Here is a 26,127-nt window from a genome sequence, read left to right on the forward strand (position 1 = left end):
CTCGCCGGTGTGGACGGGATTGTGCGGTGCTTTCGCCGGTCGGCACAAGAGCCCGGCCCACGGGTCCCGTCACACGGGGATCCACTCCGTGTCGACGGTGAACTCCTCCAGGGCGTCCGGGAGCGGCTCGACACCGAGTCCGGGCCCTTCGGGCACCGTGAGGTGGCCGTCGGCCGGCACGAACGGCTCGGTGATGTCGTTCCGGTAGAAGCGGCCGGATCCGGAGACGTCACCGGGCAGTGTGAAGCCCGGCAGTGCGGCCAGTGCGATGTTCGCGGCGCGCCCCAGGCCGGTCTCCAGCATGCCGCCGCACCACACCGGCACACCGTGCGCGGCGCACACGTCGTGGATACGGCGGGCCTCCAGATAGCCGCCGACCCGGCCGGGCTTGATGTTCACGATGCTGCACGCGCCCAGGGTGATCGCCGCCGCCGCGGTGCGGGCGGAGGTGATCGACTCGTCCAGGCAGACCGGTGTGGCCAGGGCTCCGGCCAGCTGCGCATGGCCGAGGAGATCCTCCTCGTCGAGCGGCTGCTCGATCAGCAGAAGCCCGAACGGGTCGAGCCGGGCCAGGTGCCGGGCATCGGCGAGGGTGTAGGCGGTGTTGGCGTCGACCTGGAGCAGCAGATCGTCGCCGAAGCGCTCGCGTACCGCACGGACCGGCTCGATGTCCCAGCCGGGCTCGATCTTCAGCTTGATCCGCCGATAGCCCTCGTCGAGGTAGCCGGACACCGCGTCGAGCAGCTCCGGCACCGAGTCCATGATGCCCACGGACACCCCGCACGGCACCCGGTCGTGGACGGCGCCCAGTTCGCGCGCCAACGGCACACCACGGGTGCGCAGTTCGGCGTCGAGTACGGCCATCTCCAGCGCGGCCTTCGCCATCCGGTGGCCCCTGAACGGCTCCAGGGCCGGGCCGACACCGACCGCGTCCAGCCGCCGGTGACGCCCCAGCGCGGGGACGAGATACCGGCGCAGCACATCGGCGCAGACGGCTGTGTACTCCGACGAGTACAGCGGGTCGGCCATCGCCACACACTCGCCCCAGCCATCGGCGTCGGTACCGACCGCGCGGAGCAGCAGCGCCGTACGTTCGGTCTGGGTGCCGAACGAGGTACGGAAGGGGGCCACCAACGGCAGCCGGACCTGGCGGACTTCGACTCCGGTGAGCTTCACCTTGTGTCCTTGTCTGTGAGGAGGTACCAGCCGGCGCGGTCGAATCCCGTCACCCGCCACCCGTCGGCGATGAGCCCGCCGAGTACTTCGCGTACGGCGGAGCGCCAGGCCGCGGCCGACCGGGGGTCGCTGCGCCGTAGTCGCTCGATGTCCGCGGGCACCGCGACCAGGGAGCGGCCCCCGGTGACGGGGTGGACCCGCGGCCGGCCGTCGGCGTCGGCGCCCAGGGCGACGGTGGCGCCGCGTGCCCGTTCGGCCGCCGCGCCGGTGACCCGGGGGTGGCCGTGGCAGGCCGCGGCGACCTCGGGGGCGGCCAGCTGCCACTCCACGAGCAGCCGGTCGGTGTCGTCGGGGCCGTTGATGCCGTCGTTCATCGGGCCGTAGAAGTTGGGCAGGTACTGCGCGGGCCGGGCGGCCAGCTTGCCGATGTTGAAGTAGGCGTTGCGCCGCACCAGCGGGTCGAAGGTCCAGGACACCTGTGCCGCGCCCCGCTGGAGGGCCCAGGAGCGCTGGTGCGTCTTGAGGGCGAAGCCGACGCTGCGGCCGCGCATCCGGGCGGAGACTCCCGCGATGTGGCTGTGCAGTGCGCCGTCGGGCGGCGGGCCGAAGAAGCCGATACAGGCGCCGGCCGGCTCGCCGCCCGCGTCCGAGTCGAAGGCGGCCGCGACATAGCTGCCCGCCTTGTCCATCGCCCGCAGCAACTCGGTGGTCGCCAGGGCGTTCTCACCGGCCGGTTTCCAGACGCCTTCGAAGAGGCGGCAGGCCGCCTCCAGATCCGCCAGGGCACTGATCGGCCGTACCTGGCAGCCCGCGCGGTGCGCCGCGGCGCCGGCCGCCGTCAGCGCGTCCGCCAGGATCCCGGGCCCGGTCTCCCGTACGCACGGGGTGGCGGCCGGCATGTCCGTCATCGGGTGCTCCCGCCGGTCGTCGCCGTGCCGCTGTCGCGTGCCGTGCGCGGGTCATCGGCGAGCAGATCGGCGATGAGCGCCGCCAACAGCGCGGTGCGACGCGGGAGTTCGATGACGGCCACATGTTCGTCGGCGGCGTGTGCGCCGCCGCCGACCGCGCCGAGCCCGTCCAGGGTCGGCACACCCGCACCGGCGGTGAAGTTGCCGTCCGACGCTCCGCCCACGGCGGCGGCCGTGAGCGGGTCGAGGCCCAGTTCTCCGGCCAGTCGGGCGGCGCGGCGGTAGAGCGCGTCCGACGCGCTGTGCGGCAGGGGCGGGCGGTTGGGGCCGCCGGTCACCTCGACGGTCGCGCCGTCGAGCACGGGCCGCAGCCGGTGGAGAGCGGTGTCCACCCGGGTCTGTTCCGCGGCGTCGCGCACCCGGACGTCGACGGAGAACCGGCTGTGGGCGGGCACGGTGTTGGTGGTGGTTCCCGCGGTCACCCGGGTGGGGGTGACCGTGGTGCCGCTGCCGGGGTCGGACAGGGCGGCGACCGCGAGGATCTGGTGGGCGGTCTCGATCCCCGCGTTCACACCGCGGTGCGGCTCCAGGCCCGCGTGGGCGGCCCGGCCGCCGACGAGGATCTCGTACAGGGACACTCCTTTGCGTTCGGTCTTCAGCGCGCCGCCGTCGGCGGATGCCTCCAGGACCAGCGCCGCGGCGCAGCCGGCCGCCTCGGACTCGATCAGTTCCCGCGATGACGGCGAGCCGATCTCCTCGTCGCCGGTGATCAGGAGGGTCGTCCCGGCCGCGGCTGCGGCGCCGAGTGCGGCGATGGCGTGGAAGGCCATGACGAGTCCGGCCTTCATGTCGAAGCAGCCGGGCCCGCGGAGCACGCCGTCCAGGACGGTGAACGGGTGGGTGTCCAGTGAGCCGATGGGCCACACCGTGTCGTGGTGGCCGAGCAGCAGCAGGCGCCGGGGGCCGCTCCCCAGTCGCCAGCGCAGATGCGTACGGCCGTCGAGAGTGATCAGCTCGGGCCCGGTGCCCAGATACGGTGCGGCGGTCGCGGCGACCGCCTCGGCGCTGCGGGCCACGGCGGCGAGGTCGGCGGACGGTGACTCCGTGCGTACGAGGCGCCCGATGTCGTCGGTCATGGCAGGCAGCCGGCGCTCGAACAGAGCGACGGGGATGCGCTCGTGAGGCATTCGCATGCCGTGCGGTCCCTTCCCCTCGGGTATGGCTGGCATGTCAGGACACCTTCGGGGTGGCGCGGACACCGAAGTGCACATACGGCTCACCGGTCGCCGGGGTGTAGAAGGTCACCGGGGTCCATGACCGGCTGCCGGGCAGCATGACGACGAAGAGGTCGTCGGTCACGGGCACCAGGCCGACCTCCTGCACCGTCTCGGGTACCAGATCGGCGAGCGGGCCCGTCACGGTGTGGCGCAGCCGTAGCCCGTGGGTGTGCGGTGCTTCGGTACGGGGTCCTTCGGTGTGCGGTGCTTCGGTGTGCGGGCCTTCGGTGTTGGGGCCTTCGGTGCGAGATCCTTCGGTGTCCTCGATGATCTCGATGCGCGCTCCGGCCCGTTCGTACCGCCCGAGATGGCGGCCGGCATCGACCGGCGCCGGGGTGGCCGGGGGCTGGAGCGGCTGCGGCAGGGTGACCCCGGCCAGCTCGGCGAAGATCTCCGTGAAGAGTTCCAGGTAGAGGTCGTGGGTGCTCCCGCCGTTGGTGAGGAGGGTGACGGCGAGGTCCTGTTCCGGCAGCAGCCGCAGGAACGCCGACTGGCCGATGGTGTTGCCGTCGTGTCCGAGCATCCGGTGCCCGTCCGCGTCGAAGCGGATCCAGCCGAGCCCCCAGGAGTCCCCGAGTGTGTGCACGTCCGGCAGGTCGACCTGCTTCTCGGTCATCGCGTGTGCGGCCCGCTCCGACAGGACACGGGTGCCGTCGGCGGCGGTGCCACCGGCGAGGTGCATCCGGGCGAAGGCCAGTACGTCGGCGGCCGACGCGGTGATCAGTCCGGCCGGTCCTGCCGAGCGGGGCAGGCCCCACACCGGGACCGGCCGGGGGTCCTGACCGCCCTCGGCGTCATGGCCCGTCGCGGTACGGAAGCGCAGCGCCTCCTCGGGCAGCGTGACCGTGTGTGTGAGGCCGAGCGGTGAGCAGAGCCGCTCCTTGACGGCGCTGTCCCAGCTCATGCCGGTGAGCTTCTCGACGATCCGGCCGGCCAGCACGAAGCCCGAGTTGCAGTACGAGAACGTCACCCCGGGCGGATGGATCTGCGCCGCCGTGACCAGCTGGTCCACGTACCCCCGGAGGCAGTCGTCACCGCGGCCGGTGTCGGTGAAGATGTCGCCGTCGATGCCGCTGGTGTGGGTGAGCAGATGCCGTACGGTCAGCTGCTCCAGCGCGCGCGGGTCGGACAGCCGCAGTTCGGGGAGGACATCGCTGACCGGGGCGTCGAGGTCGAGTTTCCCCTCGTCGACGAGTTGCATGATCAGGGTGGCGGTCCACACCTTGGTGAGGGACCCGATCTGGAAGAGCGAGTCATCGGTGGCCCTGACGCCGGTGTCCTTGTTGAGCACACCGCAGGCGGCCAGGGCGAGTTCACCGCCGCGGGATATACCCAGGACCGCGCCCGGCACCCGGTGCCTGGCCGCCAGCTCACCGAGCCTGGCCTCCCAGTGCGCGGCGTCCAGCGGGGCACGCGCGGCACGTCCGGCCCCGGCACCGGACCCCGGCCCGGACCCACCCGCGTAGGACTCCACCCAGTCGACGATGCGGCGGGCGAGGTCGGCCCGGTGGGAGGGCGGCCCGTCGAGCAGGAACAGGTGCGAGCCGCCCGGGTAGAGCACCAGCCGGGTGGGGACACCCCGCACCCTCAGCGCGGTGAACCACTGCTCGGCCTGCCCGGCCGGACAGCGCTCGTCGGCCGCGCCGTGCACCACCAGCGTCGGGGTGCGGACGTGCTCCACCCGTGCGTACGGGGAGAGTTCGGCGTAGCGCTCACGGTTCTCCCACGGCTCCCCGCCCAGCTCGGCCGCCGCCAGCAGATGCGCCTGGTCGCTGGTGCCGCACATGCTGGTGAGGTCGCTGACCACGCCACCGGCGACGGCGGCGGCGAAGCGGTTGTCACGGCTGGTCAGGTAGCAGGTCATGAAGCCGCCGTAGCTGTAGCCGGCCACCGCCAGCCGCCGGGGGTCGGCGGTCCCCTCGGCCACCAGGGTGTCGAGCGGTTCGAGGAAGTCCGGCGCGTCGGCCGCGCCCCACGCCCCGCGCGCGGCGGTGAAGAACGCCTCGCCGTAGCCGTCGCTGCCACGGGGGTTGAGCAGCAGCACCGACCAGCCGCGTGCCGCCAGCACCTGGTGGTACGGGTGGAAGGGGTCGGCCGCCCCGTTCCAGGCGTTGTGCGGGCCGCCGTGGATGTCGAGCAGCAGCGGCGCGGGGCCGGTGGCGGCCGGGTCGCGCAGCAGCCAGCCGTGCACCGTGGTGCCGTCGGACACGGTGAACTCCCGCTCCTGCGGGGCCAGCAGCTCCACCTCCCCCAGCGCCGCCCCGTGCCGGGTGAGCACCTGCTCGCGCCCGGTGGACAGCTCGACGGTCACGATCTCGCCGTACGAGGTGGGGGTCGCCAGCACGAAGGCGGCGGTGTCGCCCGCGGTGGACAGGCCCGAGACTACGCGGCCCGCGCCGCCGACGAGCGGGCGGGGATCGTCGCCGTCGGCGTCCATCGCGTACACATGGGTGCAGCCGCGATCACGGAGACAGAAGAGCAAACGGCTTCCTTCGGCGGCCGGTTGGGGCAGGGCGCCCGGGTAGCCGGGGCCGCCGGGCATCACATTGCGGTCGAGTCCTGCGGTGAGGTCGGCGGGTGCGCCGCCGTGCAGCGGGACGCGCAGCAGACTCGCGTGGCCGAGTGCGGTGTCCGTGCGGCCCACGACCAGCAGCGCGTCGCCGTCGGCGGCCCAGTTGACGGCGTACGCGGTGCCCTCACCCGGGCCGGCCGGCCGTGGCCCGGCGCCCGGGGTCCGGGCGTCCACCACGTACGCCTCGGAGCGCAGCGTCAGATCGGCGTCGGCGCCGCGCGCCGCGCAGAAGGCGAGGGTGCGCCCGTCCGGCGACCAGGCCGGGCTCCCCGCGTGCCAGTCGCCCCGGGTGAGCTGCCGGACCTCGCCGCTGCCGGTGTCCACGGTGTGCAGATGGCCGCGGGCCGTGCCCAGCAGGCCCTGGCCGTCGGCCTTGTGGTCGATCCGGTCCGTCACCACGGGGGCCGGCGGCGTTCCGGGAGCTTCGGTCCCGGGGCGGCTGCCGACCGGGGCGGCGAAGGCGATCGTGGTGGAGTCCGGGCTCCACACCGGCGTACCGGCGCCCGCGGGAAGGCGCGTGAGCGGCTCGGGTTCGCCCCCGTCGGCGGGCAGCAGCCACAGCTGGGTGGGGCCGTCGCCACCGCGCAGGAAGGCGATCCACCGGCCGTCGGGAGACCACGCGGGCGCGGTGTCGGCGGGGCCGCGGGTGAGCCGGCGTGCCGCGCCGCCACCGGCGGGCACCGTCCACAACGCACGGTCCTCGCGGTCGTGTTCGCGGTCGGCGGTGCGCAGCACATAGGCGATGCGCGCGCCGTCCGGGGACAGCGCCGGCTGCTCGGGCAGCGCGATGGAGTAGAGGTCGTCGATACCCAGGCGTCGCATCACAGTGTGCGGTCTCCTCGTGGACGGAACGGTTGGGGCCGGACTACGAGTGTCACGGAGTGTCTTCCGTACGCAACCGTGCCGGCGGGGTACGGCAGGGCACGGCCGCGAGCAGGTCACGGGTGTAGGGGTGGCGTGGATCGGCGAGTATCTCGTCGGTCGGGCCGGCCTCGACGATCCGGCCGAGGTACATCACGGCGATGTGGTCGCTGAGATAGCGCACCACGGCCAGGTCGTGCGAGATGAACAGCATGGTCAGCCCGGTCTGCCGCTGCACGTCGCGCACCAGGTTGAGCACGGCGCCCTGGACGGAGACATCGAGGGCGGAGGTGATCTCGTCGGCGATCACGGCCTGCGGCCGCCCCGCCAGTGCCCGCGCGAGTGCCACCCGCTGGCGCTGTCCGCCGGAGAGCTGTCCGGGCAGCATCGGGGCCCGGCCGGGATCGAGGCTGACCTGTTCGAGCAGCCGGGCGGTCTCGGCGCGCCGGGCCGCCCGGCCGCGGCCCCGTTCGCGGGGCAGTGCCTCGGCGATGGAATCCCCGATACTCATCCGCGGATCGAGGGAGGAGTACGGGTCCTGGAAGACCATCTGCAACGGGCGGTGGCGTCCGCGCAGCTGACGTACGTCCGTCCCGTCGAGCAGGATGCGGCCCGTGGTGAGCGGGGCGAGACCGACAGCGGCGCGGGCCAGCGTCGACTTCCCGGAGCCCGACTCCCCCACCAGGCCGGTCACTTGGCCGGACGGCACGGTCAGCCGCACGCCGTCCACCGCGGTCAGGGCATGGCGGCGGGCGCCGTAGCGCACGCTCACCCCGTCGAAGACCAGCTCGCTCATACGGTGTCTCCTGTCCTGGTCTCCGCCACCGGTCCGGTCCCGTCGGCGACCGGGTGCCAGCAGGCGATCCGGTGCCCGGTGGCACAGGTGACCGGATCGGGATCCACGCGGCGGCAGTGGTCGTCGGCGCGGGCGCAGCGCGGGGCGAACGCGCACCCTTCCGGTATCCGGTCCGGCTCCGGCGGCCGGCCGGGGATCACGGCGAGCGGGCGGTCCCGGTCGGTGCCGAGATCCGGTACGGCGGCCAGCAGGGCCCGTGTGTAGGGGTGCCGGGCCGCGGTGAACAGGCTCTCGGCGGGCAGGTCTTCGACGATCCGGCCCGCGTACATGACGAGCACCCGGTCGCACGTCCGGGCGACGACCGTGATGTCGTGGCTGATGAGCAGGACGGCGGTGGCCCGCACGGCCCGTACCTCGTCGAGCAGCCGCAGCACCTGCCGCTGCACGGTCACGTCGAGTGCGGTGGTCGGCTCGTCGGCGACGATCAGCCGGGGGTCGCCCATCAGCCCCATCCCGATCATCGCGCGCTGTCGCATACCGCCGGAGAACTCGTGCGGATACTGGCGCGCACGCCGCTCGGGAGCGGGCACGTGCACGGCGCGCAGCCGGTCCACGGCCCGTGTGCGGGCGGCGCGCCCGGACAGGTGCTGGTGGTGTACGGCGACCTCGGCGAGCTGCCGTCCCACGCTCATGACCGGGTTGAGCGAGGACATCGGGTCCTGGAAGACCATGGCGAGGGAGGTGCCGAGGAGGGTACGCAGCTCCCGCTCGCCGGTGCCGAGCAGGGGTGTGCCGGTGAAATCGAGCCGCCGGGCGGTGACATGGGCCGGTGATTCGACGAGCCGGGACACGGCCATCGCGGTCAGGCTCTTGCCCGAGCCCGACTCCCCCACCACACCGACGGCCTCGCCCGGGTGTACGGCGAAGCTGACCCCGCGCACCGGCGTGGTCCACCCCTCGGGTGCCGGGAAGGACACCCGCAGGTCCTCCACCGCCAGGACCGGCTGCCCGTCGCCGGGCGGCTGTTGCGCGGCTGCGGCCCGGGCCGGCGGTGTGAGTGGGCGGGGGCCTGCGGACCGGGGGGACAGCGTGCGTACGCCGAGGGCGGCGGCCGCGGCCTCGCCGAAGAGGTTGAAGGCAAGACCGGCGACGACGACCGCCGCGCAGGGCGCGAGCGCGGGCGCGGGGGTGAGGTTGATCCGGCCGAGGCCCTCGCCGAGGAGCCGCCCCCAGTCGTAGTCGGGTGCCTGTACGCCCAGCCCGAGGAACGAGAGTCCGGCGAAGGCCAGGAGCGAGGAGCCCGCGCCGATGGTGGCGTTGACGGCCAGCGGCTCGGCGATGTTGGGCAGGATGTGCCGGGTCAGGAGCCGGGTCCTGCCGACCCCGACGGTCCGGGCGGCGGCCACGAAGTCCTGGCCCGCGACCGACGCGCTCAGCGTATGGGTGAGCCGGGCGAAGGCCGGGGCCATGGCCAGACCGATCGCCAGCACGGCGCCGGTGGCGCCCACTCCGAAGATGACCGCGAAGAACAGGGCGAGCAGCAGGCCGGGGAAGGCGACGGCGATGTTCACCACGGAGACCACCAACTGCCCCGCCCGGCGCGGCAGTACCGCGGGCACCGTGCCGAGAACCAGCCCCAGGGCCACCCCCAGCAGGGTCGCGGCGACCGCGAGGAGCAGCGACAGCCGGGTGGCCACCAGTACCCGGAAGAGGATGTCGCGGCCCAGGCTGTCGGTGCCCAGCACATGGGCGCCGGACGGCCCTTGCTGGAGCGCGGAGGTGTCCACCACGGACGCCCTGTCCCCCCACAGGACCGGGGCGAGGACGGCCAGGACGACGACGGCGAGCAGCAGCAGCCCGGCGCAGGCGCCCACCGGGGTGCGGGCGGCGGTCAGCCATCGGGAGCGGGGTGCGGGCATCAGACCTCCCTGATCGCGGAACGCGGGTCGAGCACGGCGAGGGCCACATCGACCAGCAGGTTCACCACCAGCACCCCGGTGCCGTAGACGAGGACGACGCCCTGCACCACCGGATAGTCCTTCTGCAGGATGGACTGCACGATCGTCGAGCCGAGTCCCGGCCAGGCGAACACGTTCTCCACCAGGACCGTTCCGGCGACCAGCGCGGAGAGCAGCAGACCGCCGAGGGTGAGCGTGGCGGTCAGGGCGTTGGGCAGCGCGTGGCGCAGGTGGACGCGGTGCGGCGGCAGCCGTTTGGCGCGCGCGGTGCGCACGAAGTCCTGGGCCAGGACCGACAGCATCTCCACCCGGCAGATCCGGGCCAGCACCGATGCGGGGCCGATCGCCAGGGCCACCACCGGCAGTACGTACGAGCCGGGCCCCTGCATACCCGCGACGGGGAACCAGCGCAGGCGGACCGCGAACACATAGGCCAGCACGACCGCGACCAGGAACTCGGGTACGGCGGCCAGCAGCACGCTGCCCGCGGTGAAGGCCAGTTCGGTGCCGCGCCGGCGCCCGCCCCTGGTCCGGGCGGCCATCGCCGTCCCCAGGGGCACCGCGATGGCCAGGGCCAGTACGAAGGCGAGGCCGGCCAGTTGCAGGGTCGCGGGCAGCCGGGCGCCGATCGTCTGTGTCACGGACCGGCCGCTGATGGTGGAGGTGCCCAGATCGCCGGTGAACAGCCCGCCCAGGAAGTGCAGATACTGCTCCCACAGCGGGAGGTCGAGCCCCAGCTCCGCGCGCCGTGCCGCGACCAGGTCCGGCGAAGCGGTCATGCCAAGAGCGGCGCGCACCGGGTCACCGGGGACGAGATGGATCATCAGGAACGCCGCGGTGACCAGCACCCACAGCGACACCGCGAGCCGGACCGAGCGCCGGACGGAGAACACCAGCCACCGGTGGCCCCGCCGGTCGGCGGCCGGCGCCGTCCGCGCCGTCTCGACGGCCGTCGCAGTCGTCATCGGGCCGCCCTCCTAGTTGGCGTACATACGGATGGACGACGGGACGATCGAGCCCTGACCGACCGCGAAACGCGCCCCCTTGCCGAAGACCGGGGTACGGGAGTTGTAGTACGGCACCACATCGAGGTGTTCGATCAGCGCCGTCTCGGCCTGCTGCCACAGCGGGCAGCCGGCGGCGCCGGCCTTCGCGGACGCCTTCCGCACGAGGGCCGTGTACCCGGGGTTGTCGATTCCGGAGAAGTTCAGGCCCTTCGGCGGCCTCGGCCCTGCCATGAAGGGGACGAGCTGATTGGGCGCCGAGACCGCGATCGGGCCCATGGAGACGTCCCAGTTGCCCGAGCCGAAAAGCGTGCTGTTCAGTGCGGGACTGTCGACCGGCTTCAGCGTGACCTCGGCCCCCAGGCTCTGCCACTCCTTCTGGATCAGCTCGGCGCCCGCGGCCATCGTGGGCCCGTTCTGGGTGCCGTACATCAGACTCAGCCTGAGCTTCCTGCCGCCCTTGGCGCGGGTCCCGCCGGATCCCGGTGCCCAGCCGGCCGCGTCCAGGGCGGCCTTGGCCGCCGCGACGTCGTACGAGGGGAGGCTGCCGGTGACCGGGTCGCCCGGGCAGGCCCGCGGCTCGTCGGTGACCATGCCCTGCGACGGTTCCCCGGTGCCGTCGGTGATCACCTTGCCCGCATCGGGCAGGTTCAGCGCCCGGACCAGTGCCCGGCGCACCGCCTCGTCCGCTCCGGGGCGGCCCGCGCTCTGGTTGAAGTACAGCTCGCCCAGCGGTGCTTGCACATCGGCGTGGAACAGCTTCTGCGCGGCCAGCCGCTTCTGCTCGGGACCGGAGAACGCCGCCGCGTTCAGCTCTCCTGACGTCAGCAGGTTCGCGGCCGTGGTCTCGTTGGGGACCACCCGGACCTGCACCTTGTCCGGGAGCCCCGTGGCCGCCTTGCCGGCCGCGCCCGGGCCCCAGCGGTAGTCCTTGCGCCGGGTGAGCGTGTAGTGGTCGCCGGGGACGGACTCGGTCATGGTGAACATGCCGGTGCCGCTTCCCTTGCCGCCCTTGGCCAGCACCGTACGGTCCTTGAGCCCGTGGCCGCAGGCGATCGGCACGGAGCCCGCGTTGCGCAGCAGGAACGCGTCGGGGGCGCCGCTGGTCAGGGTGACTGTGCGCCGCCCGTCGTCGGCCCTGGCGGTGGTGCCCGGCTGGATCAGCACACCGGCCAGGGGCGACTTGTTCGCCGGGTCACCGATGTAGTCGATGTTCGCGGCCACTTCGCTCGCGGTCAGCGGCGAACCGTCGGAGCAGGTGATGCCGGGGCGCAGGGTGAAGGTCGCCGTCCTGACCGTCGCCCGCCACTTCTGTGCCAGCCCGGCCTCGGGCCGGCCCCGCCCGTCGAGGTGGATCAGCGGGTCGTACAGATAGAGGTTGATGCCGATACCGATCGACATCACCGTCTTCGCCGGGTCGAGTGCGCCCGGGTCGGAGGTGAAGGACGTGGTGAACGTCCTGCCGTTGGCCAACGTGCCGCCCCCGGCCGCGTCCGGGCCGGGTGCGCCACCGCAGCCGGCGGCCAGCAGCAGGGTGGCCGCCACCAGCGGCAGGACGCGCCCGGCGGGTGCCGCCGCGCCGCCTCTCATATCGACCGCCCGGGCGCGGTACGGACCTGGGTCCCTGCGGGCGTACGGCTGAGCTCATCCCCTGCGGACATACGGATCCCCACCTCCGAGGCTGCGAACCGGTGCTGCCCGAAAGGTAGGCCAGGGGGCCCTGTCCGTGGTTCGTCGGCTACGACAAGGTGGTACGGCCCGGTTCGTCGGCGCCGACGAACGCCCGCACGGCGCCCGTCGGCTCAGGGCGTGTCGGTCGAGACGAGGTACACCCTCTTGCCGCGCGGGAAGGTCCGGTCGACGGTGATGTCGACGGTGGGCAGCGGCGCCTTGCGGGTGACGGTCGTGCCGGCCCAGTCGCGGGTGTCGGGGAACTTCCAGCCGACGATCTTCGCGTTGCGCGGGCTGACGGTGACCTTCCCGTCCTTGAGCGCGGCGCTGCTGGTCCCCGCCTTCTTGAGGAAGGCGTCGAGGCCGGCCTGGGTGGTGGTGAACCGCACGTACAGCCGGCTGACCTTCCAGTTGCTGGTCTGGTAGTACCAGACGCCCACCGCGTTCTCCGGGATCGGTACGTCGAACGTACGGCGCTGCACCTTCGACGGCCAGGCGTGCGTGAGGCCGGTCGCCATGGCCTTCTTCTCGTTGGACCTGCCGCTGTCGCGGCTCTGCTCCGCGGAGATGACCAGATAGCCGGCGGGGATGCCGATGAGGAGCACGATGATGACCGCGGTGAGCCATCTGCGACGGATCATGTGGCGGTGGTCCTCCGGCGACTGTCCACCGCCCTCGGGGGGCGAGGTCTGGTGGGGCACGGACGTCGTCATTACGGGGATCCCTGGGTGGTGCGGGTGGTACGGGCAGCCTGTGCGTACCGCTCGTAGCGCTCCACGCGACGGCGGTTCGCCCTGCGGAACCGCCGGGCGATCAGCCTGGAGAGGTCGGCGGCCCCGACCATACCTGCCTCAGGACCGAGCTGCGCCTTCGTGATCCGGGCCTCGGGGCGGTAGCCGCGGCCGGTCAGCTGGCGCCTGAAGGCGTCCCGCGCGGGGCCGATGAGCAGGTCGTCGGCGGCGCTGACGCCCCCGCCGACGACGAAGCAGGACGGGTCGAGGGCGGCGGCCAGATTGGCGATTCCGACACCGAGCCACTGGCCGATGTCCTGGAACAGCTCGACGCACATCGCGTCGCCCTCACGGGCCAGTTCGGTGATGAGCGGCCCGGTGATGTCGGGGATGTTGCCCTTGACCCGGTCGATGATGCTGTACGCCACCGGGGAGTCGGCCGCGGCCATCTCCTTGGCCTCACGGACGAGCGCGTTGCCCGAGCTGTACTGCTCCCAGCAGCCGCGGTTGCCGCAGGGGCAGCGGTGGCCGCCGGGGACCACCTGCATATGACCGAATTCACCCGCGACGCCGTACTTGCCGCGCTTGACCTGACCGTCCTCCAGGATGGCGCCGCCGATACCGGTGCCGAGCGTGATCATCACCAGATGGTCCTCGCCGCGGCCCGCGCCGAAGCGCCACTCCGCCCACGCGGCGGTGTTGGCGTCGTTGTCGACCATGACGGGGACGGCGAGCCTGCCCTGGAGCGCGTCGCGCAGCGGCTCGTCGCGCCAGGCGAGGTGGGGGGCGAAGAGGACTCTGGAGCGGTCGGCGTCGACCCAGCCGGCCGCCCCGATACCGACGGCGTGCACGTCGTGGCGGTCGGAGAGATCGAGGACCAGCTCGACGATGGTGTCCTCGACGACCTTGGCGCTCTTGGACTTGTCCGGCGTCTCGGTCTTGATCTTCTCCAGGATGACGCCGTCGGCGTCGACGACGCCCGCCATCACCTTCGTACCGCCGATGTCGATGCCGACGGTCGGGACGCGGGGCGCTGTGAGGTGCGAGCGCCGCTCGCGGGTCCCGACGGTCCGCAGGACCGTGGCGCGGGCGGAGCCGCGGTGCGCGAAGTCACGGTACGTACTCATCGGTCAGATGATGCCATCCGAATCCTCAGGAGGCGTCCTCGGCGGAGTTTCCGTCCGTCCTGTCGGGGCCGGACCCGCCCGAGCCGGGGTCGCCTGAGCCGGGGTCGCCCGAGCCCGGCTCGCCGGGGCGCGGGGCCCGCCGGAGCTCGTGGCTGAGCTCCTCCAGCTCGCTGCCGCCCGCCATCTGCCGGGTGAGCTCGTCCAGGGTGATCCGGTCCTTGCTGTGGCTGCCGAACATCGCCCCGCGCTTCAGCAGGACGAAGCGGTCACCGACCAGATAGGCGTGGTGCGGGTTGTGCGTGATCAGGACCACGCCGAGTCCGGCGTCCCGGGCCGCTGCGACGTACTTCAGCACGACCCCCGACTGCTTCACGCCGAGCGCGGCGGTCGGCTCGTCGAGGACCAGCACCTTGGCGCCGAAGTGGACGGCGCGGGCGATGGCCACGCACTGGCGTTCACCGCCGGAGAGCGTCCCGATGGGCTGGTCGACGTCGCGCAGGTCGATGCCCATGCGCAGCAGCGCGGAGCGGGTCGTCTCGCGCATCAGCCGGACGTCGAGGCGCTTGAGGGGGCCGACGCCCTTGGTCGGCTCCGAGCCGAGGAAGAAGTTCCGCCAGACCGGCATGAGCGGGACGACGGCGAGGTCCTGGTAGACGGTGGCGATGCCCCGGTCGAGCGCCTCGCGCGGCTTGCCGAGGCTCGTCTCGTCGCCGTCGATCAGGAAGCGGCCCGCGTCGTGCCGGTGCAGCCCCGAGATGATCTTGATGAGGGTCGACTTGCCCGCGCCGTTGTCGCCGAGGACACAGGAGATCTCACCGGCGTGCACGACGAGGGAGACCTCTTCGAGCGCCTTGATGTTCCCGTAGAACTTGCTGACCCGGTCGAGCTCCACCAGGGGTGTGGTCTGCTCGGGCGCCGTGTGTTCCGCCGCTGTACGCTCCGTCATCGCGACGCCTCCGCTCGCTTGCGCACCCAGGCATTGAGCAGGGCGGCCAGGAGCAGCATGGCTCCCAGGAAGAACTTGAACCAGTCCGGGTTCCACTCCGCGTACACGATGCCCTTGCTGGTCATGCCGAAGATGAAGGCCCCGACCGCGGAGCCGATCGCCGAACCGTAGCCGCCGGTGATCAGACAGCCGCCGATGACGGCCGCGATGATGTACGTCAGCTCGTTGCCGACCCCCTCACCCGACTGCACCACGTCGTAGCTGAAGAGCAGGTGCTGGCCGGAGATCCAGGCCGCGAAGGCCACCCCCATGTAGAGGCCGATCCGGGTCTTGACGACCGGGACGCCGACCGCGCGGGCCGCGTCGTCGTTGCCGCCGACCGCGAAGATCCAGTTGCCGGCGCGGGTGCGCAGCAGCACCCAGGTCGCGACCGCGATCAGCGCGGCCCACCACAGGAGGGTGACCTTGAGGTCGACGTCGCCGATGGTGAGCTGGGACGCGAAGACCTTCTTCGCCGAGGGGAAGCCCTCCATGTCACCGATGGACTTCGTCGACACGGTGCCGCTGATCAGCTTGGTGAAGCCGAGGTTGAGCCCGGTCAGCATCAGGAAGGTGCCCAGCGTGATGATGAAGCTGGGGAGCCTGGTGCGGGTCAGCATGAAGCCGTTGAAGACGCCGATGGCGAGCGTGACCAGCAGCGAGACGCCGACGCCCACCCAGACGTTCGCGGTCATCTGGTAGCTGAACATCGAGGAGATCAGCGCGGAGCTGGTCACCATGACCCCGGCCGACAGGTCGAACTCACCGCCGATCATCAGCAGCGCCACCGGGACGGCCATGATCCCCAGGGTCGACGCCGCGTACAGCACGGTGGAGAGGCTGGAGGGCCGCAGGAAGCTGTCCGCGACGACCGAGAAGAAGACGAAGACGGCGACGGCGCCGACGACCGAGCCCAGCTCGGGGCGGCCGAGCAGCCGGCGCAGCGGTGAGGCGCGCAGCAGCCGTTCGTCCGGTGTCTGTGCGGCGCTGCTCATCGCGTACCCCGCTGCGTGTAGGCGGCCAGCGCGCCGGCGTCCTTCTTGGTGATGACCTGGGGGCCGGTGAGGACCGGGCGGCCGCCGCCGAGGACGTTGGCGTTGTACTTGTAGAGCCAGAGCAGGTCGACCGCCTCGTACCCCTGGAGGTACGGCTGCTGGTCGACGGCGAACCCGAGGGTGCCCTTCTGCAGGGCGGAGGCGACCTTGGCGTTCAGGTCGAAGGTGTCGATCTCGGCCTTGCTGCCCGCGGTGTCCTTGGCCTGGACCGCGGCGTCGGCGAACGGTGCGCCGAGGGTGACGACCGCGTCGATGGAGTGGTCGGCCTGGAGCTTGGCCTCGATGGAGGACTGCACGTCGGGCATGTTGGTGCCGTCGACGTACAGATTCTCCATCGTGCCGTGGAAGTTCTTCTTGGCTCCGGCGCAGCGCTGCTCATGGCCCACGTTGCCCTGCTCGTGCAGGATGCAGAGCGCCTTCTTGCGGCCGCGCTTGTTGAGTTCGTCGCCGACGGCCTGGCCCGCGATCGTCTCGTCCTGGCCGATGTGGGTGAGCGCGCCGAACTGCTTGGACTCCTCGGAGCCGGAGTTGACCGTGATCACCGGGATGCCGGCCTTCTCGGCCTTCTGCACGACGGCCTTCATCGAGTCGGGCTTGGCGAGGGTGACGATGAGTCCGTCGACCTTCTGGTCGATGGCCGTCTGCACCAACTGCGCCTGCTGCTGGCCCTCCTCGCTGTGCGAGTAGAGGAAGGTGACGTTGTCCTTGGCCGCGGCCTGCTTGGAGCCCTTCTGGACGATGTCCCAGAAGGTGTCGCCGTCGCCCGAGTGGGTGACCATGGCGAACTTCCAGCGGGGCGTGTTCACCGCCGCCTTGCCGACGGCCGCGGCCCGTGAGGCGCGCTCCTCGGCCCGCTTGCCGCCGGTGCTGCTGCATCCCGCCAGGGAGAGCCCCAGCGCTAGCGCCAGCGCCCCGCTGACCCAGGTTCGTACCCTTGCCACGACGTGATGCCCTTCTCGGTGTTCCTGTGCCTGCCGCGGGCGCTGTGCTCGCTGCGGCTGCTGCCGTACCCGCCGGTGCGGACGGTGGCCGGTCCCGTCCGGTCCGGCGGCCCAAGTATGGGTCACCGCCGGTCCCGGCCCATTCATCGGGTGCCGCCCGCGGGTGCGGCGAGGCGCGCCGCCGCTGTGCGGGCTGCTGCTGTGCGGGTGGTACGCAAGGGGTCCGCCCTCTCTCCCGGCCGCCGGGTTGCGGCAGAGGAGTTCTAGCGGTGGGCGCCGGGCTCCGTCAATGGTTTGTCAGAACATTCTGACGAGGCCCGGCCGGCTCCTACGGGCGCACCAGCAGCTGGAACTCGAAGGCGTACCGGGAGGCGCGGTAGATGTGCGTGCCGAATTCCACCGGGCGCCCCGTGGAGTCGTACGTGGTCCGCTCCATCGTCAGCAGCGGTGCCCCTTCGGGCTCCCCGAGCCGGCTGCCCTCGTCGGCTGTCGCGGCCCGCGCGCCCACCGTCTGGCGGGCGCTGTGCAGGGTGATCCCCGCGGCGCGCAGCAGCCGGTAGAGCCCGGTGGCCTCCAGCCGCTGGGTCTCCGGCGCCGGCACCCCTTCGGGCAGGTAGTTGCGGAGCTGCGCCATGGGCTCGCCGTACGCGAACCGCAGCCGGTCGAGACAGCGGACCTGGCTGCCGTCGGGCACCGCGAGTGCGGCGGCGACCTCGGGCGGCGCGGGGACCGACTCGTTGCACAGGACCCGGGTGGTGGGCCGCTGTCCGGCGGCGAGCAGGTCGTCGTAGAGGCTGCTCAGTTCGAGAGGGCGCTTGACCTGGCTGTGCACCACCTGGGTGCCGACACCTCTGCGGCGCACCAGCAGCCCTTTGTCGACGAGCGACTGGATGGCCTGGCGGACGGTGGGACGCGACAGGCCGAGCCGGGACGCGAGGTCGATCTCGTTGCCCAGCAGGCTGCCGGGGACGAGCCTGCCCCGTTCGATGGCCGCCTCCAGTTGCTGCGCGAGCTGGTAGTACAGCGGGACCGGGCTGCTGCGGTCCACGCCGAGCTCAAGGCTGAGGGTGGGGTCGGCCACGGGTTTGGACACGCCGGAAGGGTAGCCCAGGTCCGGTTGTCAGGACAAAGGCTTGACAGCGGGCGGGGCCCCGGCCACGTTGGGGTCCATGCGTATCGGACTCATCGGGACAGGCCGCATCGGTTCCTTCCACGCGAGGGCTCTCAGCGGCCACCGGGACGTCGGCGCGCTGGTGGTCGCCGACGCGGAGGGGCCGAGGGCCGCCGAGGTCGCCCGGCGGACCGGGGCGACGGCCGCCGCCTCGGTCGACGAGATCTTCGCCCGGGACGTGGACGCGGTCGTGATCGCTTCGGCGACCGCCTCGCACGCCGCGCTGATCGGCCGGGCCGCCCGCGCCGGGCTGCCGGTCTTCTGCGAGAAGCCGGTGGCCATCGATCTGCCGGGCACGCTGGCCGCGCTGCGGGAGGTCGAGGCGGCGGGCACCGTCCTGCAGCTCGGCTTCATGCGCCGCTTCGACGCCGGGTACGCGGCGGCGCGCGAGCGGGTGCGGTCGGGTGCGCTGGGCCGGCTGCACACCGTGCGCGCGCTCACCTCCGACCCAGCGCCGCCGCCCGCCGCGTATCTGCCGCTCTCCGGCGGGCTCTACCGGGACTGTCTGGTGCACGACTTCGACATGGTGCGCTGGGTGACCGGGCGCGAGGTGGCCGAGGTGTACGCGACCGGGTCGGACGCGGGGCCCGCGATGTTCCGCGAGGCCGGTGATGTGGACACGGCGGCCGCACTGCTCACGCTGGACGACGGGACGCTGGTCACCACGACCGCCACCCGGTGCAACGGCGCCGGTTACGACGTCCGGATGGAACTGGCCGGGGAGCTGGACCAGATCTCGGTGGGGCTCGACGGCCGTACGCCGGTCACCTCGGCCGAACCGGCGGGCCGGCCGCCCGCGGACCGCCCGTGGCCCGGCTTCCTCGAGCGGTTCGGCCCGGCCTACGAGGCAGAGCTCGACGCCTTTCTGCGGGTGGTCCGGGGCGAGCTGGACAATCCGTGCGACGGCCGGGAGGCGCTGGCCGCGCTGCGTATCGCGGAGGCGTGCGAGCTGTCGCGGCGCGAGCGGCGCCCGGTCCGCGCGGACGAGCTCGCCACCGGCTGAACCGGTACGCCCCCGCGAGCGGTGCGGCCGGCGACCGGTCAGGACAGCGCGGCCGCCGGCGACCGGTCAGGACGGTGCGGCGGAGAGCACCGTCCCCTGCGCCACCGCGCACAGCACCTCGTCGCCGCCGTCGCGCACCATGACCAGATCGCAGCGGACGGTGGCCTGACGGCGCCCGGTGTGCACCACTTCGGCGCGGGCCACGAGCGTACGGCCCGCGCCCGGCCGTACGTACTGGATGGAGAAGCCACCGGTCAGCACGGCGGCCCCCAGGGTGGTCCCGGCCGCGAACGTCAGGGCGTTGTCCGCCGCGTACGCCAGCACTCCCCCGTGCAGAAAGCCGTTCTGCTGGAGCAGTTCGTCACGGACGTCCACCTCCAGGACGGCCGCGCCGCCGCCGAACTCGGTGACACGCGCCCGGAGGAGACGGCTGAACGGCTGCGCGTCCAGTGTCCGGCGGGCCAGTTCCAGGTCGAGTCCGCTCACCGTGCCGCTCCCCCTCGCTGTCGTCCTCGTCGTCCTCGTCCTCGCCGGGTGCCCGGCCGTGGGGCCGGCCTCACCAGCGCACCGGCAGCTTCCGCACCCCGTGCATCAGAAGTCCCGGAATCCACTGGTACGCCCCGGCGTCCTGGTCGAGCGCCAGCTCGGGGCAGCGTTCGAGCAGCGTACGGACGGCGATCCGGCCCTCCATCCTGGCGAGCGGTGCCCCCAGGCAGAAGTGGATGCCGTGCCCGAAGGCCAGGTGCCCCTGCGGGGCGCGCCGGATGTCGAACCGGTCGGCGTCCGGGAAGCGCGCCGGGTCGCGGTCGGCCGAGCCGAGCGAGACCAGCACGGGCTCGCCCGCCGCGATGTCGGCGGCGCCGATCCGCAGCGGCTGCACGGCGTGCCGGTAGGTGGCGGTCTCCACCGGGCCGTCGTAGCGCAGCATTTCCTCGACCGCGCCGTCCAGCAGGCTCATGTCGGCGCGCAGCGCGGCCAGTTGCCCGGGGTGGCCGAGGAGTGCGCGTACCCCGTTGGAGATCAGGTTGACGGTGGTCTCATGACCGGCGACGAGCAACAGGAAGGCCATACCGACGAGTTCCTGCGCGGACAACTGGTCGCCGTCCTCGTCGCGCGCCCGGATCAGCGCACTCAGCAGGTCGTCGCCCGGCTGCTTCCGCTTGGACTCGATGAGCGAGACGAGGTAGTCGCTCATCGCCTGGGCCGCGGCGCTCTCCTGGTCGCTGCCGGTCGGGCCGAGCAGCTCGTTGGACCAGACCCGGAAGCTCGCCCGGTCCAGGTCGGGCACCCCGAAGAGTTCGCAGATGACGGTCATCGGCAGCGGGAAGGCCAGCGAGTCGACCAGATCGGCCGTACGCTCCGGGGCCGCGAGCATCGCGTCCATGCAGGCGTCGGTGATCTGCTGCACGCGCGGACGCAGCGCCTGGACGCGGCGCGCGGTGAACTCCCGTACCACCAGCTTGCGCAGCCGGGTGTGCTGGGGCGGGTCGGTGTCCAGCATGTTGGTGAAGATGCCGGCCGACTCGTCCTGCCAGCCGTTGATCCGCCGGGAGTCCTTGATGAGCCGGGGGTCGTTGAGCGCGGCCCGCGCCTCTTCGTGGCCGACGACGAGCCAGACGCCCGCAGCGTCGGTCTCCTGGGTGCGGATGCGGTGCACGGGGCCGGCCGCGCGCATCTTCTCGTAGTACGGGTAGGGATTCGCGTTGAAGTCTTCGGTGTCCTGCCGCAGATCAATCAGCGTCATCGCCTCAGCGTACGTCGCCGTCCCCGTCGAGGAAGCCCGCGTCGTGGACCAGCAGCGCGATCTGGACACGGTTGTTGAGGCCGAGCCTGGCCAGGATGCGTGACACCTGGGCCTTGACGGTGGGCACGCTCAGATAGAGAGTGCCGGCGATCGCCGCGTTGGACTCGCCGCGTCCGACGGCGACCGCCACGTCCCTCTCCCGGCCGGAGAGTTGGCCCAGCCGGGTACGGGCCCGCGCCGCGCGGTCGTCGGCGGCGCCGCCCGCCGCATGGGCCATCAGCTGCCGGGTGACGGCGGGCGAGAGCACCGGATCACCGGCCGCCACCCGGCGGACCGCGGCGACGATCTCGGCGGGCGGGGTGTCCTTCAGGACGAACCCGGCCGCCCCCGCGCGCAGCGCCCGGAGCACCTGTTCGTCGGCGTGGAAGGTGGTGAGCAGGACGACTTCGGGCGCGCCGGCGCCGCTCCGCAGCCGTTCGGTGGCCGTCAGCCCGTCCACGCCCGGCATCCGGATGTCCATCAGCACCACATCGGGGTGGACGGCGGCCACCAGCGCGGGCACCTCGGAGCCGTCAGCGGCCTCGCCGACGATCTCGATGTCGGCGGCGCCGCCGAGCATGAGGGCGAGCCCGGCGCGTACGAGGGGGTCGTCGTCGACGACGAGAAGCCTGATGGTCACCCGGGCCAGGGTAGCCAGGCGGCGAGCCGGAAGCCGCCGCCGCCCGTCGCGCCGTGGTCCAGCCGTCCGCCCGCGAGGGTGGCCCGCTCGGTGAGCCCGATCAGCCCCTGGCCCGACCCCGGTACCTTCGGCACGTCCCCGGGCGGCGGCGGATTGCGTACCTCGACGGTCAGTCCGGTGCCGGGGCTGCCCGCGACGGTGACGGTGACGGCGGCCCCCGGCGCGTGTTTACGGGCGTTGGTGAGCCCTTCCTGGACGATGCGGTAGGCCGTGCGGCCGGTGGCGGCCGGGACGGTGGCGGGGTCGTCGACCTTGTTGTGCAGGGTGACCGACATCCCGGCCTGCCGGGACTCGGCGGTCAGGGCTTCGAGCGTCACCAGGGTGGGCTGCGGCCGGTTCTCCTCGCCGTCGCCCGGGGTCCTGAGCACCCCGATGATCTCGCGCAGGTCCTGGAGGGCCTCGTGCGCGCTGTCCCGGATGACCCCGGCGGCGCGTGCGACCTCGGGCGCGGGTGCGTCGGGGCGGAATTCCAGAGCGCCGGCGTGGACGCTGAGCAGGGTGAGCCGGTGGGCCAGTACGTCGTGCATCTCGCGGGCGATGGCCTCGCGGGCCAGCCGCTGCGCCTGTTCGGCGCGGAGGTCGGCCTCCGCCTCGGCGCGGAGGGCGCGCTCACGCAGCACCACGACGAGCCGGCGCCTGGAGCGCACGAACATGCCCCAGATGATCACCAGGAGGACCAGCACCGCGCCGTAGAGCGTCGAGCCGATCCAGGACATCGTGGGGTCGGGGCGCAGCGCGGCCTCCACTCCCCCGGCGGCCACCGCGGCCACGCCCAGCACGAGCACCGGCCGGAACGGGCGGTGCACGGCGAGGCTGAACAGCGCGACCAGCACCGCGCCGGCGCTGAGCGGCGCGAAGGCGCTGACCAGTACGAGCACCACGGCGAGCCCCACGGGCCAGCGTCTGCGCACCCAGAGCGCACAGCAGGCGGCGGCGCCCACCAGCTGGTCGACGACGCTGTCGACGGCGGAGTAGCCGCCCGCGTCCTTGAGGGCGTCCAGGGCGAGCACCCCGATGCCCGCGGCGATCAGGAAGGCCGCGATGTCCACGATCCAGTCGCGCAGGGTCCGGCGCGGCCTCACCCGGTCCACGGCAGGCTCGCTGCCCGCGAGGGCCGAGGGCAGCAGCCAGGGGTACTCGGAACGCGTCATATCGACAAAGCTACGCAGGAGCCGCGCCCGGCGCGGGGTCCGGAGGGGCGGTCGAGACCAAAGTCGCGGGGTCCGAGACTTTGGAAGCGGTACGCCCGGCCCGGCGGGCCCGTCCAGCCCGGCGGGCCCGTCCAGCCCGGCGGGCCCGCGTCCGGCGGCCTGCCCGGGGCTCCTGAGCTGCCGTCCGGCGCCCGTGCGGCAAGGCCGCGGCGTTCGGCCCCACCGGGCGCCCGTGCGGCGGGGCCGCGGCGCCAGGGGGGCGTGGCTATCCGGCGTTCGTGGAGAAGAGCCCGCCGGTGGGGCCCTGCTTGTCGCCGCCCTGGGCCTTCTTCAGGGCGTTCGCGAGGCCCTCGATGGTGAGCGACTGGAGGATGACGCGGCCATTGCCCTCCAGCGTGGCCAGGGAGAGGCCCTCGCCTCCGAAGACGGCGTTCATCATGCCCTGGCGGTTGAGCCCGCCGATGCGCTCGACGCCGTACTCGATGCCCTCCTCGAAGGCGACGATGCAGCCGGTGTCGACCTCGATACGGCCGCCGAAGTCGGCCGGGTTGAGGTCGATGAAGTTCCCCGCACCGCAGATGATCACGGTGCCGCGGCCGGTGAACTTCTCCAGGATGAAGCCCTCACCACCGCTGCGGCCGGTCCGGCCGCCCTGCCAGGCGATCCCGAAGTCGACGGTGGACTCCGCCGCCACGAACGCGTCCTTCTCGGCGAACCAAGCCCGGCTGCCGTTCAGCTCCAGGGCGCGCATCTCGCCGGGGAGCACCCCCGCGAAACCGACGGTGCCCTCGCCGCCGGTGGCCGCGAAGTACTGGAAGGCGAGCGACTCCCCCGCCAGCGCACGCTGGCCGACCTGCATCGCCGTACCCATGGCCTGCCGGAGGATCCCGCCCATGCCGCCGGCCCCCTGCTGGCCGCCCTGCCCCTGCTGCCCGCCGCCACCGCCGGGCCCGGAGAGACGGGTCTCCATGCTCACGTTCGAGGTCTTGAAGAGGAACTTCCCGGCCTCGCAGTAGACGGTCTGGCCTGGCTGAAGGCTGACGACGGCCATCTGCATGGCATTGCCGACGATCTCTTGCTGGAGGGTCACGGCCGGTTCTCCTTGGGGCGGTGGCGGGGCCGGTACGTCCGTACCGGCAGGTGAACGACCGGCACCCGCTGTCCGGTTCCGGCCGTCCGGTTCCGGATGCGCGGTCTGTTTCCCGCCGGTACGGGTGGCCGTCCGCCGCTCTGCTGGGACCTGCGAACACTACCGACGAAACGAAGGGGCGGGGACACCATGTCTTCTCCGGGCAGCACTCCGGACAGGGCGGCGCTGGACGGCCGGGTGGCGCTGGTGACGGGCGGCAGCCGCGGGATCGGGGCCGCCGTGGCGCTGCGGCCGGCCCGCGAGGGCGCGGACGTCGCGATCACCTTCGAGCGGAACGGGACCGCGGCCGACGAGGTCGTCGCCGGGATCCGGGCAGCCGGGCAGCCGGGCAGCCGGGCGGCAGGATCATTTCGACCGGTTCGGCGCTGACCCGCTTCGCGGGCGGCCCTGGCGCCACCCTCTACGGGCTGAGCAAAGCGGCGCTGACCGGGCTGACCAGGTCGCTCGCCCGGGAGCTGGGCGAGCGGGGCATCACGGTCAACGTGATCCAGCCGGGCCCGGTCGACACGGACCTGAATCCTGCGGACGGCCCGTACGCCGGGCCCCAGCGCGCGGCGACGGCGCTGGGACGCTTCGGGACGGCGGACGAGGTGGCCTCGCTGGTGGCGTATCTGGCCGGCGAGGAGGCCGGGTATGTGACGGGGGCCGAGCTGCTGGTGGACGGCGGGCACGCGGCGTAACGCCCGCGAGGCCGCCGCCCATGGGCTCAGCCGTTGCGTTCGAGCAGCCGGCCGACCGGCTCGCCCGGGACGCCGTCCTCGGCGATCCGTACGCCCCGCAGCCAGGTGGAGCGCACCACGCCGTACAGGGTCTTGCCCGCGTACGCGGTCACCTGGTTCCGGTGGTACAGCTCCGCCGGGTCGACGGTGAACGTGTCGTCCGGCGCGAGCACCGCGAAGTCGGCGTCCCGGCCGGCCTCGATCGCGCCCTTGGCGGAAAGACCGGCGAGCTCGGCAGGCGCCGTGGACATCCAGCGGACCACGTCGTCGAGGGTGTGGCCCCGCTCGCGGGCGGCCGTCCAGATCGCCGGGAGCCCCAGCTGGAGGGAGGAGATCCCGCCCCAGGCGTCGGCGAAGTCGGGGGTCTTGAGGTCGGTGGTGCAGGGCGAGTGGTCGGAGACGATGCAGTCGATCGTCCCGTCGGCGAGCCCCTGCCACAGCGCGTCCTGGTTGGCGGCCTCGCGGATCGGCGGGCAGCACTTGAACTCCGTTGCCCCGTCCGGGACTTCCTCGGCCGTCAGGGTCAGGAAGTGCGGGCAGGACTCCACGGTGACCCGGACGCCCTCGCGCTTGGCGGCGGCGATCAGCGGCAGCGCGTCGCTGGACGAGAGATGCAGGACGTGGATGCGCGCGTCCAGCCGCCTGGCCAGTGCGATGAGGCCCTCGATCGCCGCGTTCTCGGCGGCACGCGGGCGGGAGGCCAGGAAGTCCGCGTACTGCGGGCCGCTGCGCTGCGGGGCGTCGGCCAGCCGGTGCGGGTCCTCGGCGTGGACGATCAGCAGCCCGCCGAAGCCGGCGATCTCGGCCATGGACCGGGCGAGCTCCTCCTGGTCGAGCTCGGGGAACTCCTCGACACCCGACGGCGACAGGAAGCACTTGAAGCCGAACACACCGGCGTCGTACAGCGGGCGCAGATCCTTGACGTTGGACGGGATCGCGCCGCCCCAGAAGCCGACGTCGATGTGGGCCTTGCTGCGGGCCACGTCCTGCTTGGTCCGCAGGTTGTCGGCGGTGGTGGTCGGCGGCAGCGAGTTGAGCGGCATGTCGAGGAGTGTGGTGATCCCGCCCGCGGCCGCGGCCCTGGTCGCGGTCCAGAAGCCCTCCCACTCGGTGCGGCCCGGGTCGTTCACGTGGACGTGGGTGTCGACGAGGCCGGGGAGCAGCACATCGTCACCGAAGTCCGTCAGCCGGGCGCCGTCCGGCACCTCCGCGTCGTAGGGCAGCACTGCTGCGATCTTTCCCTCGGCGACGGCGACCGATGCGGCGCGTGTCCCCTGGGGGGTGATGACTCGCGTCGAGCGCAGTACCAGTTCGGTGGTGGACACCCGGGCCCCTCTTTCCATATAGCGAAATACAACTTCCAATAATGGAGTGTTCGCCGCACATCC

21 protein-coding genes and 1 pseudogene are annotated in these 26,127 nt (G+C 72.7%); 2 read left to right on the forward strand and 20 right to left on the reverse strand.

Annotation, left to right across the window (positions count from 1 at the left end; all coding sequences use genetic code 11):
- Positions 1 to 69 precede the first annotated feature (69 nt).
- From menC to OG510_RS06225, 14 genes are all read right to left on the reverse strand, one after another.
- Positions 70 to 1,176 carry an o-succinylbenzoate synthase gene (gene menC, locus OG510_RS06160; protein WP_406135726.1) on the reverse strand — a complete coding sequence of 369 codons (1,107 nt, stop codon included), beginning with the start codon at positions 1,174 to 1,176 and terminating at the stop codon, positions 70 to 72.
- Positions 1,173 to 2,084, reverse strand: coding sequence for a GNAT family N-acetyltransferase (locus OG510_RS06165; RefSeq protein WP_406135727.1), 912 nt, complete (start codon positions 2,082 to 2,084; stop codon positions 1,173 to 1,175). Before OG510_RS06165 ends, menC begins: the two co-directional genes overlap by 4 nt.
- Complete coding sequence (locus tag OG510_RS06170) at positions 2,081 to 3,277, reverse strand: M20/M25/M40 family metallo-hydrolase (RefSeq protein ID WP_406135728.1); 1,197 nt, start codon at positions 3,275 to 3,277, stop codon at positions 2,081 to 2,083. Before OG510_RS06170 ends, OG510_RS06165 begins: the two co-directional genes overlap by 4 nt.
- A 37-nt stretch (positions 3,278 to 3,314) precedes the next feature.
- Positions 3,315 to 6,755, reverse strand: coding sequence for a serine hydrolase (locus OG510_RS06175; RefSeq protein WP_406135729.1), 3,441 nt, complete (start codon positions 6,753 to 6,755; stop codon positions 3,315 to 3,317).
- Between the two features lie 52 nt (positions 6,756 to 6,807).
- On the reverse strand, positions 6,808 to 7,590 hold the full coding sequence (locus OG510_RS06180) for an ABC transporter ATP-binding protein (RefSeq protein WP_406135731.1): 783 nt from the start codon (positions 7,588 to 7,590) through the stop codon (positions 6,808 to 6,810).
- A complete protein-coding gene (locus tag OG510_RS06185) occupies positions 7,587 to 9,509 on the reverse strand; it encodes a dipeptide/oligopeptide/nickel ABC transporter permease/ATP-binding protein (protein WP_406135732.1) in 1,923 nt (640 codons plus the stop codon). The genes OG510_RS06180 and OG510_RS06185 overlap by 4 nt, the downstream gene beginning before the upstream one ends.
- On the reverse strand, positions 9,509 to 10,513 hold the full coding sequence (locus tag OG510_RS06190; protein WP_406135733.1) for an ABC transporter permease: 1,005 nt from the start codon (positions 10,511 to 10,513) through the stop codon (positions 9,509 to 9,511). The genes OG510_RS06185 and OG510_RS06190 overlap by 1 nt, the downstream gene beginning before the upstream one ends.
- 12 nt (positions 10,514 to 10,525) lie before the next feature.
- On the reverse strand, positions 10,526 to 12,142 hold the full coding sequence (locus tag OG510_RS06195; RefSeq protein WP_406135735.1) for an ABC transporter substrate-binding protein: 1,617 nt from the start codon (positions 12,140 to 12,142) through the stop codon (positions 10,526 to 10,528).
- Between the two features lie 212 nt (positions 12,143 to 12,354).
- Positions 12,355 to 12,936, reverse strand: coding sequence for a hypothetical protein (locus OG510_RS06200; RefSeq protein WP_164266683.1), 582 nt, complete (start codon positions 12,934 to 12,936; stop codon positions 12,355 to 12,357).
- Entirely contained in the window at positions 12,936 to 14,081 is a 1,146-nt protein-coding gene (locus OG510_RS06205) for an ROK family glucokinase (RefSeq protein ID WP_406135737.1), read from the reverse strand. Before OG510_RS06205 ends, OG510_RS06200 begins: the two co-directional genes overlap by 1 nt.
- A 25-nt stretch (positions 14,082 to 14,106) precedes the next feature.
- Positions 14,107 to 15,027 (reverse strand): ATP-binding cassette domain-containing protein, encoded by a 921-nt coding sequence (locus OG510_RS06210; protein ID WP_406135738.1) that lies wholly within the window; start codon positions 15,025 to 15,027, stop codon positions 14,107 to 14,109.
- Positions 15,024 to 16,061, reverse strand: coding sequence for an ABC transporter permease (locus OG510_RS06215; RefSeq protein ID WP_406135739.1), 1,038 nt, complete (start codon positions 16,059 to 16,061; stop codon positions 15,024 to 15,026). Before OG510_RS06215 ends, OG510_RS06210 begins: the two co-directional genes overlap by 4 nt.
- Positions 16,058 to 17,062, reverse strand: a complete 1,005-nt coding sequence (locus OG510_RS06220; RefSeq protein ID WP_406135740.1) for a sugar ABC transporter substrate-binding protein — start codon at positions 17,060 to 17,062, stop codon at positions 16,058 to 16,060. Before OG510_RS06220 ends, OG510_RS06215 begins: the two co-directional genes overlap by 4 nt.
- 328 nt (positions 17,063 to 17,390) lie before the next feature.
- Complete coding sequence (locus OG510_RS06225) at positions 17,391 to 18,155, reverse strand: GntR family transcriptional regulator (protein WP_406135742.1); 765 nt, start codon at positions 18,153 to 18,155, stop codon at positions 17,391 to 17,393.
- 76 nt (positions 18,156 to 18,231) lie between these two features.
- Between OG510_RS06225 and OG510_RS06230 the strand changes: the two genes are divergently transcribed.
- On the forward strand, positions 18,232 to 19,236 hold the full coding sequence (locus tag OG510_RS06230) for a Gfo/Idh/MocA family oxidoreductase (RefSeq protein ID WP_406135743.1): 1,005 nt from the start codon (positions 18,232 to 18,234) through the stop codon (positions 19,234 to 19,236).
- A gap of 66 nt (positions 19,237 to 19,302) precedes the next feature.
- On the opposite strand, the gene OG510_RS06235 is transcribed toward OG510_RS06230, so the two are convergent.
- From OG510_RS06235 to OG510_RS06255, 5 genes are all read right to left on the reverse strand, one after another.
- Positions 19,303 to 19,722 carry a PaaI family thioesterase gene (locus OG510_RS06235; RefSeq protein ID WP_406135744.1) on the reverse strand — a complete coding sequence of 140 codons (420 nt, stop codon included), beginning with the start codon at positions 19,720 to 19,722 and terminating at the stop codon, positions 19,303 to 19,305.
- Positions 19,723 to 19,792: 70 nt separating this feature from the next.
- Positions 19,793 to 20,980 (reverse strand): cytochrome P450, encoded by a 1,188-nt coding sequence (locus OG510_RS06240; protein ID WP_406135746.1) that lies wholly within the window; start codon positions 20,978 to 20,980, stop codon positions 19,793 to 19,795.
- A 4-nt stretch (positions 20,981 to 20,984) separates the two neighbouring features.
- Positions 20,985 to 21,668 (reverse strand): response regulator, encoded by a 684-nt coding sequence (locus OG510_RS06245; protein ID WP_406142313.1) that lies wholly within the window; start codon positions 21,666 to 21,668, stop codon positions 20,985 to 20,987.
- The gene (locus tag OG510_RS06250) at positions 21,656 to 22,870 is read right to left on the reverse strand and encodes a sensor histidine kinase (RefSeq protein ID WP_406135747.1); all 1,215 of its coding nucleotides are present in this window, start codon (positions 22,868 to 22,870) and stop codon (positions 21,656 to 21,658) included. The genes OG510_RS06245 and OG510_RS06250 overlap by 13 nt, the downstream gene beginning before the upstream one ends.
- 265 nt (positions 22,871 to 23,135) lie before the next feature.
- Positions 23,136 to 23,960, reverse strand: coding sequence for an AIM24 family protein (locus OG510_RS06255; RefSeq protein WP_406135749.1), 825 nt, complete (start codon positions 23,958 to 23,960; stop codon positions 23,136 to 23,138).
- Between the two features lie 189 nt (positions 23,961 to 24,149).
- Between OG510_RS06255 and OG510_RS06260 the strand changes: the two are divergent.
- A pseudogene (locus OG510_RS06260) lies at positions 24,150 to 24,700 on the forward strand (SDR family NAD(P)-dependent oxidoreductase).
- A gap of 26 nt (positions 24,701 to 24,726) precedes the next feature.
- Here the strand turns inward: OG510_RS06260 and allB are convergent.
- Entirely contained in the window at positions 24,727 to 26,064 is a 1,338-nt protein-coding gene (allB, locus tag OG510_RS06265) for an allantoinase AllB (RefSeq protein WP_406135751.1), read from the reverse strand.
- Positions 26,065 to 26,127 lie beyond the last annotated feature (63 nt).

It is taken from the genome of Streptomyces sp. NBC_01089 (assembly GCF_045162975.1).
In the GTDB taxonomy this organism is placed as follows: Bacteria; Actinomycetota; Actinomycetes; order Streptomycetales; family Streptomycetaceae; genus Streptomyces.

Bases quoted from the DNA above. Each gene is read 5' to 3' on its own strand.
- OG510_RS06165 (WP_406135727.1), bottom strand. From the start codon at position 2,084: ATGACGGACATGCCGGCCGCCACCCCGTGCGTACGGGAGACCGGGCCC.
- OG510_RS06170 (WP_406135728.1), bottom strand. From the start codon at position 3,277: ATGCGAATGCCTCACGAGCGCATCCCCGTCGCTCTGTTCGAGCGCCGG.
- OG510_RS06175 (WP_406135729.1), bottom strand. From the start codon at position 6,755: ATGCGACGCCTGGGTATCGACGACCTCTACTCCATCGCGCTGCCCGAG.
- OG510_RS06180 (WP_406135731.1), bottom strand. From the start codon at position 7,590: ATGAGCGAGCTGGTCTTCGACGGGGTGAGCGTGCGCTACGGCGCCCGC.
- OG510_RS06185 (WP_406135732.1), bottom strand. From the start codon at position 9,509: ATGCCCGCACCCCGCTCCCGATGGCTGACCGCCGCCCGCACCCCGGTG.
- OG510_RS06190 (WP_406135733.1), bottom strand. From the start codon at position 10,513: ATGACGACTGCGACGGCCGTCGAGACGGCGCGGACGGCGCCGGCCGCC.
- OG510_RS06195 (WP_406135735.1), bottom strand. From the start codon at position 12,142: ATGAGAGGCGGCGCGGCGGCACCCGCCGGGCGCGTCCTGCCGCTGGTG.
- OG510_RS06200 (WP_164266683.1), bottom strand. From the start codon at position 12,936: ATGACGACGTCCGTGCCCCACCAGACCTCGCCCCCCGAGGGCGGTGGA.
- OG510_RS06205 (WP_406135737.1), bottom strand. From the start codon at position 14,081: ATGAGTACGTACCGTGACTTCGCGCACCGCGGCTCCGCCCGCGCCACG.
- OG510_RS06210 (WP_406135738.1), bottom strand. From the start codon at position 15,027: ATGACGGAGCGTACAGCGGCGGAACACACGGCGCCCGAGCAGACCACA.
- OG510_RS06215 (WP_406135739.1), bottom strand. From the start codon at position 16,061: ATGAGCAGCGCCGCACAGACACCGGACGAACGGCTGCTGCGCGCCTCA.
- OG510_RS06230 (WP_406135743.1), top strand. From the start codon at position 18,232: ATGCGTATCGGACTCATCGGGACAGGCCGCATCGGTTCCTTCCACGCG.
- OG510_RS06240 (WP_406135746.1), bottom strand. From the start codon at position 20,980: ATGACGCTGATTGATCTGCGGCAGGACACCGAAGACTTCAACGCGAAT.
- OG510_RS06250 (WP_406135747.1), bottom strand. From the start codon at position 22,870: ATGACGCGTTCCGAGTACCCCTGGCTGCTGCCCTCGGCCCTCGCGGGC.